The organism is Bradyrhizobium sp. LA2.1 (assembly GCF_040547725.1).
In the GTDB taxonomy this organism is placed as follows: domain Bacteria; phylum Pseudomonadota; class Alphaproteobacteria; order Rhizobiales; family Xanthobacteraceae; genus Bradyrhizobium; species Bradyrhizobium barranii.
On record NZ_JBEPQI010000002.1, the window covers coordinates 177715 to 192211 of the forward strand.

General features: G+C 63.7%; 11 protein-coding genes. 6 read left to right on the plus strand and 5 right to left on the minus strand.

Annotation, left to right across the window (positions count from 1 at the left end):
- The first annotated feature begins 9 nt into the window (after positions 1-9).
- From ABIB95_RS03735 to ABIB95_RS03745, 3 genes are all read left to right on the plus strand, one after another.
- Positions 10-2247, plus strand: a complete 2238-nt coding sequence (locus ABIB95_RS03735) for a N,N-dimethylformamidase beta subunit family domain-containing protein (RefSeq protein WP_354237944.1) — start codon at positions 10-12, stop codon at positions 2245-2247.
- Between the two features lie 95 nt (positions 2248-2342).
- Positions 2343-2870, plus strand: coding sequence for a carboxymuconolactone decarboxylase family protein (locus ABIB95_RS03740; protein WP_354237945.1), 528 nt, complete (start codon positions 2343-2345; stop codon positions 2868-2870).
- Positions 2871-2896: 26 nt separating this feature from the next.
- Positions 2897-3199, plus strand: coding sequence for a nucleoside triphosphate pyrophosphohydrolase family protein (locus ABIB95_RS03745; RefSeq protein ID WP_014495972.1), 303 nt, complete (start codon positions 2897-2899; stop codon positions 3197-3199).
- Between the two features lie 15 nt (positions 3200-3214).
- Here the strand turns inward: ABIB95_RS03745 and glsA are convergent, their stop codons facing one another.
- The 4 genes from glsA to ABIB95_RS03765 all read right to left on the minus strand — a co-directional run bounded on the left by glsA (position 3215) and on the right by ABIB95_RS03765 (position 8878).
- Positions 3215-5062 (minus strand): glutaminase A, encoded by a 1848-nt coding sequence (glsA, locus tag ABIB95_RS03750; protein ID WP_354237946.1) that lies wholly within the window; start codon positions 5060-5062, stop codon positions 3215-3217.
- A gap of 22 nt (positions 5063-5084) precedes the next feature.
- Positions 5085-7283 carry a TRAP transporter permease gene (locus tag ABIB95_RS03755; protein ID WP_354237947.1) on the minus strand — a complete coding sequence of 733 codons (2199 nt, stop codon included), beginning with the start codon at positions 7281-7283 and terminating at the stop codon, positions 5085-5087.
- A gap of 42 nt (positions 7284-7325) precedes the next feature.
- Positions 7326-8489 (minus strand): TAXI family TRAP transporter solute-binding subunit, encoded by a 1164-nt coding sequence (locus ABIB95_RS03760; protein ID WP_354237948.1) that lies wholly within the window; start codon positions 8487-8489, stop codon positions 7326-7328.
- 167 nt (positions 8490-8656) lie between these two features.
- A complete protein-coding gene (locus ABIB95_RS03765) occupies positions 8657-8878 on the minus strand; it encodes an acyl-CoA carboxylase biotin carboxyl carrier protein subunit (protein ID WP_135214343.1) in 222 nt (73 codons plus the stop codon).
- Between the two features lie 94 nt (positions 8879-8972).
- Here ABIB95_RS03765 and ABIB95_RS03770 point away from each other — a divergent pair, with 94 nt between their 5' ends.
- Together ABIB95_RS03770 and ABIB95_RS03775 are read left to right on the plus strand one after the other, a co-directional pair.
- Positions 8973-9947, plus strand: a complete 975-nt coding sequence (locus tag ABIB95_RS03770; RefSeq protein WP_354237949.1) for an IclR family transcriptional regulator — start codon at positions 8973-8975, stop codon at positions 9945-9947.
- Complete coding sequence (locus tag ABIB95_RS03775; RefSeq protein ID WP_354237950.1) at positions 9877-11436, plus strand: acyl-CoA carboxylase subunit beta; 1560 nt, start codon at positions 9877-9879, stop codon at positions 11434-11436. Before ABIB95_RS03770 ends, ABIB95_RS03775 begins: the two co-directional genes overlap by 71 nt.
- A 491-nt stretch (positions 11437-11927) precedes the next feature.
- Here the strand turns inward: ABIB95_RS03775 and ABIB95_RS03780 are convergent, their stop codons facing one another.
- On the minus strand, positions 11928-12203 hold the full coding sequence (locus tag ABIB95_RS03780) for a DUF3303 domain-containing protein (RefSeq protein WP_038941960.1): 276 nt from the start codon (positions 12201-12203) through the stop codon (positions 11928-11930).
- A gap of 269 nt (positions 12204-12472) precedes the next feature.
- Between ABIB95_RS03780 and ABIB95_RS03785 the strand changes: the two genes are divergently transcribed.
- Complete coding sequence (locus ABIB95_RS03785) at positions 12473-14482, plus strand: molybdopterin-containing oxidoreductase family protein (protein ID WP_354237951.1); 2010 nt, start codon at positions 12473-12475, stop codon at positions 14480-14482.
- The last annotated feature ends 15 nt before the right edge of the window (positions 14483-14497 follow it).

Consider the following 14497-nt stretch of genomic DNA (forward strand, 5'->3'; position numbering starts at 1 on the left):
GGATTTTCGATGCTTCCGATCACCGGTTATGCGGACCGCTGGAGCGTGCGCTCCGGCGACGACATCAACTTCATGATTGCGGTCAAGGGCGGCGGCCGCTATTCGGCGCGGATCGCCCGCATCATCTGTGGCGACCCGAATCCCAGGGGACCAGGCTATCGCGAGATTCCGGTCAAGTGGGACCTGGAAGGCCAGCACGATGGCATCGAGCAGACCATCGCCAAGGGCTCATGGGTCGATGTATCGGCGCTGACGCTGCCGGCGGGCCCGATCGCCTTTGCCGCGACTGTCTGGCCGACCTTGCTCGCCGCGGGCCAGCAGGCCGTGCTGAATTGGGCCGGCGCAGGCGGCTCAATGACGCTCGGCGTCGGCAAGGCGGGCGCTTTCGTCCGGCTCGTGACCGGCGAGGGCACCATCGAGGTCGAGACCGGCGTCGCGCTCACCGAGCGGGCGTGGCACGACATCGCGTGCGTGTTCGACCCGGCAACCGGATCGTTGGCGATCGCACAGGCACCGCGCAAGATCAGGCTCGATCGCGACGAGCGCGCGACGAAATCGCTGAGTGCGCCAAAGGCCGCGTTGGCCGGCACGGGGGCGGCGGCGATTGCAGCGGAGCGCGCAGGCCGGGGCGTAGTCCACCATTTCAACGGCAAGATCGAGCGGCCGCGCATCACCGATGGCAGCGCCGGCCTTGACGGCACCATCGCCGTGCAGGCTTCTGGAACGGCGGCTCCGTCGATCGCCGAATGGGACTTTTCCATCGGCATTCCGACCGACTCCGCGACCGATATCGGCGCTGCCAAGGCGCACGGCACCTGCATAAATTTGCCGACGCGCGCGATGACGGGGTCGCGCTGGACCGGCGGCGTGACGCATCGCTGGACAGAAGAACCCAAGCTCTGGGGGGCGATCCATTTCCACGACGACGATATCGGCGATTCCGGCTGGCAGCCGTCGCTGACCTTCACCGTGCCGGAGGACTGGAAGAGCGATGTCTACGCACTGCATCTCGAAAAGGATGGCACGCGCGACAACATCGTCTTCTATGTCCGCGCCCGGATACCGGGATCGCAGGCCAAGGTGGCTTTTCTCGCGCCGACCTTCAGTTACACGGTCTACAGCCAGTATCAGAAGAAGGGCAGGCAAGCCCTGATCACGGAGCGCTCGCTGGCCTGGGGCGCGCTGGCGCAGGCGCCGGACGGTCATCCCGAGTACGGCGTCTCGCCCTACAACTTCCACTCTGACGGCAGCGGCGTGGTGATGTCGACGATGCGCCGGCCGCTGATCGACAAGCGTGTGAACCAGATCCATCTGGTCGATCCCAGCGACTACGGTTCCGGCCTCTACTGGATCTCCGCCGACAGCGCCATCACCGATCTGCTGACCCGCAAGGGTATCGACTTCGAAGTCATCACCGATCACGACGTCCATGCCGAAGGCGTCGATCTGCTGTCGAAATATTCTGTGGTTCTGACCGGGCAGCATCCGGAATATCACACCCATGAGACGCTCGACGCGCTCGGCGCCTATCTCGGCAATGGCGGCCGCTTCATGTATCTCGGCGGCAACGGCTTCTACTGGAAAGTGGTGCCGCATGCGACAGGCACCTGGGCTTTCGAGCTGCGCCGCGCCGAGGGCGGCATCCGGCTCTGGGAAACGCTGCCCGGCGAGAGCTATCACGCGTTCGACGGGTCCTATGGCGGCCTCTGGCGGCGGCTCGGCCGCCCGCCGCAGGCGCTGGTCGGCGTCGGCTTCAGCACGCAAGGGGAGTATATGGGTTTCCCCTACACCTTCCTCGACGGCATTCTCGATTCCCGCGTCGCCTTCATGCGCGAGGGGATCGAGGATCTGGCGAAGCCCGGTGCCAAGCTTGGCGAGCGCGGCTTCATGGGCGGCGGCGCGGCGGGTCACGAACTGGATCGGGCGGACACGCGCCTTGGCACCCCGCATCATGCGATCATCGTCGGCCGCGCAGTCCTCACTGATCCGACCTATCAGCCCGTCAACGAAGAGCGCTACGACCATACCTGGCCGGCATCGCGCGAGGACATCATCCGCTCCGACCTGACCTTTTTCGAGACCCCGAATGGCGGTGCGGTGTTCTCCGTCGGCTCGATGAATTTCATCGGCGCGTTGCCGGTCGACGGCTACAACAACGTGGCAGCCCTGCTGGTGACCAACATCGTCAGGCGCTTCGCCGATTCGACGCCATTCCCGGTGCCGAAGGCCCCCGCACAAGGGGGATGACCTCACGCGACGATGTTGCTCTTGGGCCGGTGCGAGAATACTCTTGGGACCTCTGCTCGAAAAAACGACAACAAGACCAAGACCCAAGGTGACTGATGGCCCGTATCAACTACAGCGACCCGTTCAAGGCGTCCGACCGCACCCGCGAAATTCTCGACAAGAACCGCAACGCCAACATCTTCCGCATGATGGCGCACTCGCCGAGCTACTTTGAGCAGTATTGCCGGCTCGGCGGAGCCATCCGCCACAAGGGCGAGCTCGATCCCATCGTGCGTGAGCTAGCGATCACCCGCACCGGCATTTTGTGCGAGGCGCCGTATGAGATCGTCGCGCACAAGCGCATCGGCAAGAATGTCGGCGTCACCGACGAGCAGAACGAAACGCTGGAGAATTGGCAGGCCGCGACCTGCTTCAATGAGGTGCAGCGCGCCGCGCTCGCCTTCACCGACGAGATCGTGAAGCTGAAGAAGCCGACGGATGCGACGTTCAAGGCGATCGCATCGAAGCTGACACCGGCCGCGCTGGTCGAACTCCAGCTTTCGGTCGGCTTCTACATCATGACGTCGAAATTTCTGGAGACTTTTGAAATCGATCTCCAGCCCGTCACGGAAGTGGTGGGCTAATCCAAAAACTGTGGCGAGGTCTGCCGATGACGATCGATGAATACGCGGTCTGGGCCGCGAGCATTGCGAAAGTCGATGAGCATCCGTCCAACGAGCGGCTGTCCTATCTCGGGCTCGGCCTCGCCGGCGAATCCGGCGAGGTGGCCGACCACATCAAGAAGCTGCTGCGCGATGACTGGCTCGACAAGGCGGGCCTCGTCGATGAGCTCGGCGATGTCATCTATTACTGGGCCTGCCTGTGCGCCGCGACCGGCCAGCAGCCGTCCGAATTGCTCAAGGCGAGCGCGGCCAAGATCAAGCGGCGACTGAGCGAAGCCGCGAGCCGCTGACCCGGATCAGCGCGCTCACGTCGACGTCAGAATGTCGACCTTGGCATTGGCGACGATCAGGCGGTCGGCGAGCAGCTGCGCCAAATTGCGCATGATGCGCTCGGAAGCGCGCGGGTGCTGCTTGCGGAAGCGCTCGAAATCCTTCAGCGGCACCTCGAATGCGGTCGCTGCCATGTCCGCGAAAACATCGGCCGAACGCGTCGGCTCCAGCAGCGCCATCTCGCCGAAGGCCATGCCGGCGGTCAGCGTCGCCAGCCGCACGCCGTCGGGCAGGGTGACATGCACGGCGCCGCTACGCAGGAAGAACAGGAAATCGGCGGGGTCGCCGGTCGTGATGATCTTTGCCCCGGATGGAAAGGTCCGGATCGTGCAGATCGAGGCGAGGCCGGTCAGCTCTTCCTCGCTCATGCCTGATAGCAGCGGCTGTTCGGCAAGCTCGGTGGTCTCGTGGAAATCGATCGAGCCGCCATAGCGGTAGACGATCTGGTCTTCCGCCCATTCGATCGCGGTGTCGAGCAAATAGAAGTCGCGGACGTTCTTCAGCTCCGCCGTCCATTCCCGCAGGCTGTCCCATTCCTTCGACGCACGCCTGACCCCCGACAGTACGACGGTCACGTTCAGCGCCGCCAGCTCCTCGAACGCCTCGGCAACGAGCCGCGCCCCGGCGCGGGTGGTGGAGGTGACGCGGTGGAGATCGAAGATCACGATTTGCGGCCGCGGCTGTCCGGCCAGCCGGCGCGAGACATAGTCGACCGCCGACAGCGACAGCGTACCGACCAGCTCGATGACCCGCACCTCCTGCTCGTGCCCGGCCAGAATCTCGCGCTCCTGCGGCCGGCGCACGCGCCGCGACGGGCTCTTGCCGATGTCGTAATCGGCGATGACGGCGTTGCGCGCGTCGTCGCTGCGGTTGAGCATGTGCAGGTCGTAATGCGAGGACAGCGCCTCGCAGACCTTGATGCCGCGCACGCTGTTGCCATGCTTGTCGAGCCTCGGCGAATAGCTGCCGAGCCCGAGCCGGGCAGGAAGGGCCGCGAGGATGCCGCCGCCGACGCCGCTCTTGGCGGGGATGCCGATCCGGTAGATCCACTCGCCGGCGTAGTCGTACATCCCCGACGACGTCATCACCGACAGCGTGCGCGAGATCGCGTAGGGCGTCAGCACCTGCTCGCCCGTGACCGGATTGACGCCGCGATTGGCGAGCGTCGCCGCCATCACCGCGATGTCGCGCGCCGTGACCAGCACCGCGCATTGCCGGAAATAGACGTCGAGCACGCCCGCGACATTGTCCGAGATCACCGCATTGGTCTTGAGGAGATAGCCGATGGCGCGGTTGCGGTCGCCGGTCTGGCTCTCCGAGCTGTAAACGGCCTCGTCCACGGCGAGATCGCGCCCCGCAAAACGGCTGAGCGCAAGCCGGATCTGCTCGAAGGCGTCCGGGCCCTTGCTGTCATAGATCAGCCCGGTGCAGGCGATCGCGCCGGCATTGACCATCGGGTTGAATGGATGATTCTCGGAATTGAGCCGGATCGAGTTGAAGGGATCGCCCGAGGGCTCGACGCCGATCGCGCTCTCGACGCGGCCGGCGCCCAGGAGGTCCAGCGCCAGCGCGAACACGAACGGCTTTGACATCGACTGGATGGTGAAGGGCACCCGGCTGTCGCCGACCTCGTAGACGTGGCCGTCCAGGGTCGCGAGGCTGATGCCAAAATGGGCAGGGTCGGCCTTGCTCAGCTCGGGGATGTAATCGGCGACGGCGCCGGAGGTCTCGGCCGAGAATTCGTTGAGACAATTGCCCAGAAACCGCAGCAAGGGCGGCTTCGAGCGGGTCCAGGCGGAGGCGGCAGGCGAGTGGGTTGTCATCGCCTGTCTTTGTGCAACGCAATCAGGGCACGCGCAACCCGTCCGGCACCACGGCCTGCCGCCGGACCAGCAGCAGGGCGATCAAAACCGTGGGCACGAGGATCGCGAGGCCCAGCAGCGTGACCTGCATCTGCGACAGCGGCATGATCCCGCCGCCCGGGGTGGCCACGACAAAGCCGCCGATCACCAGCAGCACCCGCAAAGGCCACTCCATCAAGCCCGCGCCGCGAAGGTCGCCGACATAGGCTTGATAGCCCTGGATGCCGCCGCAGATGAAGACGATGCCGAAGCAGGCAAGTCCGGTCAGCCCGAATGCCTCCAGATACGGGTTGCTGCCCTGAAGCAGCAGCGCCGGATTGAGCACGAAGAAGAACGGGATGAAATAGATGATGCTGCCGACCCACATGCTCTCCCAGCCCGTCTTCATCGCGGGCGCACCGGCAATGCCGGCCGCCGCGAAGGAGGCGATCGCGACCGGGGGTGTGATCGAGGACAGCATGCCCCAGTAGAAGATGAACATGTGCACGGCCATCTTGTTCAGCCCGAGCTTCTCCAGCGCCGGCGCCACCAGAATGGCCAGGAAGATGTAGCAGGAGGTCGTGGTCAGCCCAAGACCGAGGATCAGGCTGGTGATCGCGCACATGATCAGCAGCAGGAAGGCATCGCCCCCGGCGATGCTGAGCAGGTCGTTAGCGAGGCTCGAGATCACGCCGGTGAGCGAGAAGGCGCCGATCAAGAGGCCACAACCGGCGAGGATCGCGATCAGCTCGACGAAGGTCTTGCCGTTGAGTTCGAGGAAATGCAGCCAGCGCGCGCCGCCCCAGTTCTTGCCGGGGAAGAATTCGTTCAGCGCGGCCAGCAGGCACATGCCCCACAGCGCGGCGTTGAGCACGCCGAACCAGAACATCGCAGCCGTTGCCGCGATCGAGCCGGCGAGCACCAGCGTATTGCCGTGTTTCCAGCGCGCCGGCCCGGACCATTGATGCAGGATCACGAGCAGCACGGAGGCATAGAACGGCGCGTGGCTCTCGCGCTTGAAGTACAGCAGCATCACCACGAGCACGACGATCACGAAGAGATAATACCAGCCCTCTTTGAACGCGTCCCAGAAGCGAGGCAGCTCGGCGCGCGGCAGGCCCTTCAGCTTGTGGCGCGCGGCATAAGCGTCGACCTGCGCGAATAGGCCGACATAATAGAGGATCGAGGGAATGGTCGCGGCGAGCGCGACGTCGGCATAGCCGGTGTTCATGAACTGCGCCATCACGAAGGCGGTGGCGCCCAGCACCGGCGGCGCCAGCACGGCGCCGGTCGAGGCGCAGGCCTCGATCGCGCCGGAATAGGACGGCGTGAAGCCGGTCTTTTTCATTGCGGGGATCGTCATCGTTCCGGCGGTCAGAACGTTGGAGACGATGCTGCCGCCGACGGTGCCGAGCAGGCCGGAGGCGAACACACAGACTTTTGCCGCGCCGCCGCGGAAGGTGCCGCACATCGCGAAGGCGATGTTGATGAAGAATTTGCCCGCGCCCGTCATCATCAGCGCGGTGCCGAAGACGAGGAAGCCGATCACGGTGTCGGCGAAGGCCTGGATCGGAATCCCGAGCAGGCTCTCACCGGAGAGCATGTGATAGGACGTGGTCTGCTGCAGCGTCGATTGCGTGCCGCGGAACGGGCCGAGCCAGGAAGAGTCCGCAAACAGCGGATAGAGCGTGAAGGGCAGCACGCTGAGCAGCAGGCTCCAGCCGCCGGTGCGCCGCAGCGCCTCCATCAGCACGAACCACATCACCAGCCCGGCGGCGATGACGCTGCTAGGCGCGCCATCGAACTCCCAGCCGAATTGCGCGGCCTTGCGGATGTTGAGCATCAGCCAGATCGCCGAGCCGAAGGTCGCGGCGAACAGGAGCAGGTCATACCAGGGAATGCGGTCGAGCGGCGCCTTCTCCGATCCCGGAAAGATCAGGAAGGTGAATGGGAGCATCAACGCGATCAACAGGTAGAAATATTCGGTGTTGAGCTGGGTGTAGTCGATGAAGAAGCGCAGCGAGAATTGCTGGTTCACACACAACAGAATGGTGGCCGCGGTGGCCGCCATCAGCACCCAGCGCCACGCGCCCTTCAATGTGCGGACGCGCGTGACTTCGGCTTCCTGCAGATCGGCGGCGGCGCCGAGATGCGGATCTGCGAACTCAACCTTCGTCGCCGGCGCTGCCGCAGTCTCTGACATCGGCGCTCTCCTCAAACAGTTCTGCGGCAGGCAGCTTGACGGTCAGTCAAACCCGTTCGGCATGTCGGCCTTGGCCAGCGCCGTGGCGCGCGCCTTCATCCAGCCCTCGAGGAAGGCCTTTTCGTCCGACGGTGGATTGGACTTGCCGTAGTCCGCCCAGGCGGCGCCGAGCACTTCCTGCCGCTTGAACAGCTTGTTGTTGTGCGCGTCCTGCGCATCGGACCATTGCCCGGCTTCTTTCAAGGCTTTCACTGCACCGGGATGCACGGGGACCACCCAGTTCTTGGTCTGCCGGTCGGCAGCGAGCCCGCCGGCGCCGGGTGCGGAATCCTTGTAGGCGTCGTAGCTGACGATCATCGCCTTGGTCATCGCATAGACCTGGTCGGGGGCTTGCGAGGCGTAGGTGACGAAGATCGGGTAGGGGTAGTTGCCGAGTTCGATCGGCTTGTCCGGCGTGATGCCGGCACCGCAGGTCGCGGTCTGCGGGAAGAAGAACGAGCCGACCTTCTGCATCCGCGCCCAGCCTTCCTTGTCCTTGGCGGGAAGTGGCGGCCAGACCAGGCCGCGCGGCGAGGTCTCGGCTTCCTTGGCAGGGCCGGTGATGGTGGTGCCGAAGGCGGCGTCGGTGTCGTTGTTGATCAGGCCTTTCCACATCGCGCCGTAGCTCGCGAACTCGACGACCTTGACGTCCTTCTGCGTCAGGCCTGCGAAGGCGAGCACCGCGAGCGAGTTCTGGTTCAGCGCGGGCGAGCCGACCACGAATCCGACGCGCTTGCCTTTCAGGTCTTTCAGATCTTTCACGCCGCTATCGGCTGCGACCCCAAGCGAACCGCAATTGCAATCGACGCTCGAGAGCATGATCTGGAGCGGCTGCGGGCCCCATTCCTTCGAGCCGAACTCGAACACGCCTTCCTGCGCGAAATAGGTACCGGATCCCATCGCCGATGACGCCGCACGCTTGGCGCGCAATGGTGCAAGCCGCGCGACGTCGTTGCCTGCGGGCAGCACGCGCACATCGGTGCCGTATTTGTCCTTCATCATCTTGCCGACGCCGACCGCGATGTTGAAGCCGGCGGTGCCGGTGTCATAGGCGGTGAACGTCAATGTCGCCGGCAGCTTGATGTCTTCGGCGATTGCATAGCTTGTAGACGCAAAAGAAATGCCCGCAACCAAGGCAGGCGCGAGCATGGTCAGCCCACGAAGCATGTTTCCCTCCAATGATCCTCGCGTTTGCCGCGAAGAGTTTCATTCTTTGTTTGAAACAGTTTTTTGTTTGAAACGGATCATGTCATCGCGATCAGGCGATGGCAACGCCGTACCGCGAACGCGGCGATGAGGCAGACAGATTGTCGCGGAAGCCACGGATAATGCAGTCAGTTCGCGACGATCGCGATCGCCTGTCCTTCGGCGACGACGTCGTCGAGCTTGACGAGCAGCGATTTGATCGTGCCGCTCGCGGGCGAGGGCACAGGTATCTCCATCTTCATAGCTTCGACGACTACAACGTCATCGCCATCCGCAACGGTTCCTCCAACTTGCACGGGAGTTGCGCAGATGCGACCCGCGACCTCCGTGACGATCTTAATTTCTGGCATGCCATCGCCTTTTTGTTGTCGTCGCAAAATGCCTGAGGTAGCGTCGTCTGCAAGTGGAATTTAATTCCGCAGAGCGGAACGAACGGTAGGGAACATGGGACGACGATCGGAGCGGTTAAGCAGGCAAGGTGCGCTCGCTGGCGATGCCGGCGAGGGTGATGTCATCCAGGTGGTGTCGCGCGCGTTCGACGTGTTGCGATGCTTCGAGGGCCACGAGGCCCGACTCGGCAATCTCGAGATTTCAAATCGCTGCGGCCTGCCGCGCTCGACGGTGTCGCGGCTCACGCACACGCTGACGCGGATGGGGCAACTCGTGTACCTGCCGCGCGACCAGAAATATCGCATCGGTCCGAGCGCGGTGGCGATGAGCGCCTCGATGATGAAGGGCGCGCAGCTGCGCAGCATGATCCGGCAGCGGCTCCAGGAAGTCGCCGAGCAATTGCCAGGCACTGTCGGCTTCGTCGTTCCCGATCGATTCCATCTGGTCTATCTCCAGTTCGCGCGCTCGGCGACTGCGCTCGGCCTGCATGAGGGCACCGGCAGCCGCATCTCGATGGCCTCGACGGCCGCGGGCGCGGCCTACACCGCGGCGCTAGCGCCTGAAGTCGGCGATGCCTTCATTACGGACATGGAACGGGAAGCGCCCGAAGCTGCAAAGATCCTGCGGCCCCGCATCGAGGCCAACAGGCAGTCGTTGCTCGAGCGCGGTTATGTCACGGCCTGCGGTTTGTGGAGCCCGCACATCAACGGGCTCGCGGTGCCGATCTGGTCGCCGCAGTACCAGACCTTCGTCGTCATCACGATCGGCCTTCTGTCGTCGATGTATGACGAGCAGCGCCTGCATGCCGAGGTCGCGCCGCTGATGCTCGCGCTCGGCCGCTCGCTCGGCAGCCTGATGGAGGGCGCCGAAGGTGATGTCTTCAACAACCGCCTCTCGCGCAAACCGGTCGCAATGGCCGTGCATAACAATAACAAGCCGATCAATTCGGAGGGAGTGAATGAACTGGAAGCCGGAACTCGACGAGCTCGCCCGGCGCGAAGCCTTCGCGCGGGAGATGGGCGGCGTTGACAAGGTCAAGCGTCAGCATGACCAGGGCCGACTGACTGTTCGGGAGCGTATCGACAGACTGATCGACAGCGGCAGCTTTCACGAGATCGGTGCCGTCTCCGGCATCGGTGAGTACGATTCCGGCGGCGAGCTGCAGAAATTGACGCCGGCGAACTGTGTGTTCGGCCGCGCGCGCGTCGAAGGCCGCACGGTCGTCGTGGTCGGCGACGATTTCACCGTCCGCGGCGGCTCGGCCGATGCGTCGATCTCGGCCAAGCCGTTGATGGCGGAGGAGATGGCGCATGATTTCCGGCTGCCCATCGTCCGCATCATCGAGGGCTCCGGCGGCGGCGGCTCGGTCAAGACCATCGAGACCAAGGGCGCAGCCAATCTGCCGGGCGGCATCGGCGGCACGCGCTGGTATCGCTTCACGACGGAGAATTTGTCGCGCGTGCCGGTCGTCGCGCTCGGTCTCGGCTCGGTCGCTGGCCTTGGCGCGGCGCGCCTTGCCGCCAGCCACTATTCCATCATGACCCGGAAGTCCGCGATGTTCGTCGCGGGGCCGCCGGTGGTGAAGGCGCTGGGGCAGGACCTCACCAAGGAGGAGCTCGGCGGCGCCGACATCCAGACTCGCGCCGGCGCGGTCGATCACGCCGTCGATACGGAAGAAGAGGCGTTCGCCTGCGCGCGACGTTTCCTCTCTTATCTGCCGTCATCGGTCTATGAGCTGCCGCCGACCTTGCCCTGCACCGACAATCCGGAGCGCACCGAAGAAGCGCTGATGAATGCGGTGCCGCGCAGCCGCAAGCAGGTCTACAAGATGCGGCCGATCGTCGAGCAGGTCGTCGACAAGGGCTCGTTCTTCGAGGTCGCCAAGAATTTCGGCAAGCCTGTCATCGTCGGTCTCGCCCGGCTCGAGGGCAGGGCGGTGATGGTGCTTGCGAGCGACAGCTTTCACTATGGCGGCTCGTGGACCGCGGATGCGTGCCAGAAGGTGGTGCGCTGGGTCGACTTCGCCGAAACCTTCCACCTGCCGATCGTCTATCTCATGGACTGCCCGGGCTTCATGATCGGCCTCGATGCCGAGAAGGCGGCCACCATCCGCCACGGCGTCCGCGCGATGGCCGCGGTCAACCAGACCACCGTGCCCTGGTGCACCGTGATCCTGCGCAACGCCTTCGGCGTCGCCGGCGTGGTGCATCAGCCGGCCGACCGCTTCTCGATCCGCTACGCTTGGCCCTCGGCCTATTGGGGCTCGCTCCCGCTCGAAGGCGGCATCGAAGCCGCCTACCGCGCCGACATCGATGCGGCCGAGGACAAGGCGGGCAAGCTCAACGAGATCCAGGAACGGCTGAACAAGCTGCGCTCGCCGTTCCGCTCGGCCGAAAAATTCTGGGTCGAGGAGATCATCGATCCCCGGAAGACAAGGTCGCTGCTGTGCGAGTTCGCGAGGCTGGCCGAGCCGTTGCGGAAGGCGGGGCCGCCGGAGAACTTTTCGATCAGGCCGTAGGTTGCGGTCATGGCGAGCAACCGGGGGCGCGCGAAGCGAAGTCCCGATGACGGGCTCCGCGAAGCAATCCAGACTTCACCCGCGGAGGCCGTCTGGATTGTTTCGTCGCTTCGCTCCTCGTGGAGCGGCGCGGTGCAAGTCGTGATGCGTGGAACCATTTCCGGCGCTGTGCATTCAAACGCGCATGAGGAACCTGTATTTCGGCATCGGGGCTCTCGCCGCCGCGCTGGTTCTCTTTACGATTTGGCTGGGCCAGCATGAACGGGAGGCATCAATCGATCGCCTTGAGCAATGGGTGATTCCACGCCCGCCACCTGAGCGCTAAAGGAATCGCGGCCGTCACTGACGGCCCTATCGAAATACCCGCAAACACATTAGCTGTAAGCCGCCACGGGAACGGCCACGCCTTCCGCCGGACAGATCGACATTTTAGACCTGCCGGGGATGTCACTGCCGCCGGTCTTCAGCGGCAGCGACATGAGGATTGACGATTAGCGCTTGGGCAGCGAGGCCATCACTTCGCCCGCGTCGCCATCCTCCAGACAGGGTGTGACGGTCAATGGGAGCAAGTCAGCCCACTGTGCGAGCCACCGATACATCGCCTTTGGATCGCTCGATTCAGAGATCGCAAATCCCTGTCCGTTCATGCCATGCCACCGGCCCAGCATCTTGACGCCTTCGGGTGGCGCTCCGCCGGTTTCCAGAAAACGGCTGACGGCTGCATTGAAGGTGCCTTGAGGTACACTCCAGGTTGTAATGAATTTCATGCGATTCTCCCATAATCTGAATTATTGGATGAATGCCGCGGCTGCGCCGCCCGCGCACAATAGCGCTGGCGTGTCGAATAACAACGGCGAATGAAGCCGTGGGTTAGTGCGATGGAGGCGCCGTAGCGGACTTGGTCGTGTGTCACCGGCGTCCGCCGGAGAACATGACGATACGGCCGTAGCGGCGCGAACGGGGAACTCATTGGGGCTGCCGACCTATCCCATCTCTGATAAGATCATCTCGGGAATGAGACCGGGAGGGCTCGCTCATGTCGGCTGTCGATGCGAAGATCGTCCGCACCATGTGTCCGATGAACTGCCACCCGACGTTTTGCGGAATGCAGGTTGAGGTCGAGAGCGATCGGCTCAAGACGCTGAGCGGAGACAAGGATAATCCGGACAGTGCCGGGTTTCTTTGCGTTCGCGGGCGCGCGTCCAGCGAGATCTTCGGCAATCCGAAGCGACTGCTCTACCCCCAGATTCGCGACGATCGCCGCACCGACATCTGGCGCCGCGTAAGCTGGGACGAGGCGCTGGATTTCATGGCGAAGCGGATGCGGTCGGCTGGACCCGAGGCGGTGGGTCTATGGGCGGGACATGGCGGCTTCACCGTGGGCAGTGCCGTGACGGTGCAGTTGATGCAGCGTTTCGCGCATATGTATGGATGCCAGAACTGGCATCCTGCAATGGTCTGTTGGGGGCTTGGCGGTTTTGGAGTGGGTCTGACGGGCGCGCTCAAGGTCAATACCAAGGAGGATATGGCTGAGAACTCGAACATGATCGTGCTTTGGGGCGCGAACATTTCGAGTCAGCCCAATACCGCCCGTCATATCGTCGCGGCTCGGCGTCGCGGGGCAAAAGTCATCACGATCGATGTAAGGAGAACGGAAGCGGCGGCTCAATCGGATGAAGTTTTCCTGATCCGCCCTGGATCGGACGCTGCGTTCGCTTTGGCCGTCATGCACGTCATCGTCACTGAAAAGCTCCATGACTCTGAGTTTATCGAAGCGCATACCGTCGGCTTCGCGGAATTGTCGTCTCACGTTCTGCCCTTCACGCCGGCCTGGGCAGCAGCCGAGACCGGTCTTGAGGAAGGCCAGATTGCGTCGTTCGCCAGAGCGTACGCGTCCACGCGACCAGCCATGATCCTTCTCGGCGGCAGCTCCATGCACAAGAGTGCCAACGGCTGGCACGCGGCGCGTGCGATCAGCTGTCTGCCGGCGTTGACCGGCAATTTTGGGGTTGCAGGCGGCGGTCTCGGCCCACGTCATGGCGCCCACAGTGCGGCCATGTGCAATCTGAATACGGGTGTGGCACGCGCGCCGGGCAATTATGTTGCCAATCAAATGCCCGACATCGCAAAGGCCTTGTCCGACGGGCAGCTCAAGGTTTTGCTCCTGCTGGGGACCAACATGCTGTCGTCCTTCGCGGACGCCGGTGAAATCTCCCATGGTCTCGATCTGTTCATGAATGAAACGGCGCGGCGTTTCGCCGATGTGTTGTTGCCTGGAACCGCCTGGCTCGAGGAATTGGGATTTAAGGTGACGAACACGCACCTCTATCTGATGGAGCGTGCACTGGAGCGGGAGGGAGAGACGCGCCCGATCTATGAAATCCTGAGTTCTTTGGCACACTCCCTCGGGCTTGCTGACTTCTTTCCGTGGGCGTCGATCGAAGAGGTGATCGATGTCATCTTGAATGACACAACAACCGGCCATGCGACTGTTGCGTCGCTGCGCGCTGCCGGTGGCTTTTTGCCTCTTAACGTGCCCGCGGTCGCCTATGTGGATCGGAAATTCGATTCACCGTCCGGGAAGGTCGAATTCTGCTCGCCGCAGGCGGAAAGGCTCGGGCTTCCGCCACTTCCGGTGCATGGCGGCGACCAGGCTTCGCCCTATCCGTTGTCGCTGAGCTTCGGAAGGACGCTGACACATTTTCATTCGTTCTATGACGAGGGCCAGGCTCTCCCGGCATTGGCAAAGCACAATGTCGCCCCGCAACTCTGGATATCGCCGGTGGATGCAGAGGCGCGTCAGCTCAGCAACGGGGATGCGATCAGGATTTACAATCAGCGGGGCGAGTTCGCGGCAAAGGCCTGCGTCACCGACGACGTCAAGCCCGGGGTGGTCTGGATGCGCGATGGCTGGGTTGGCCTCAATCATCTCACGTCCGGCGACGCGGTCCTGACCGGAGACGCTCTCAGTCTTTTTCACTTCTCCGTTGGCCAGTCCGACTACGGCGCCCGCGTGGAGGTCGCGCGAAGGCAGGCATCGTTGTAGACGAGGCTATCCGGC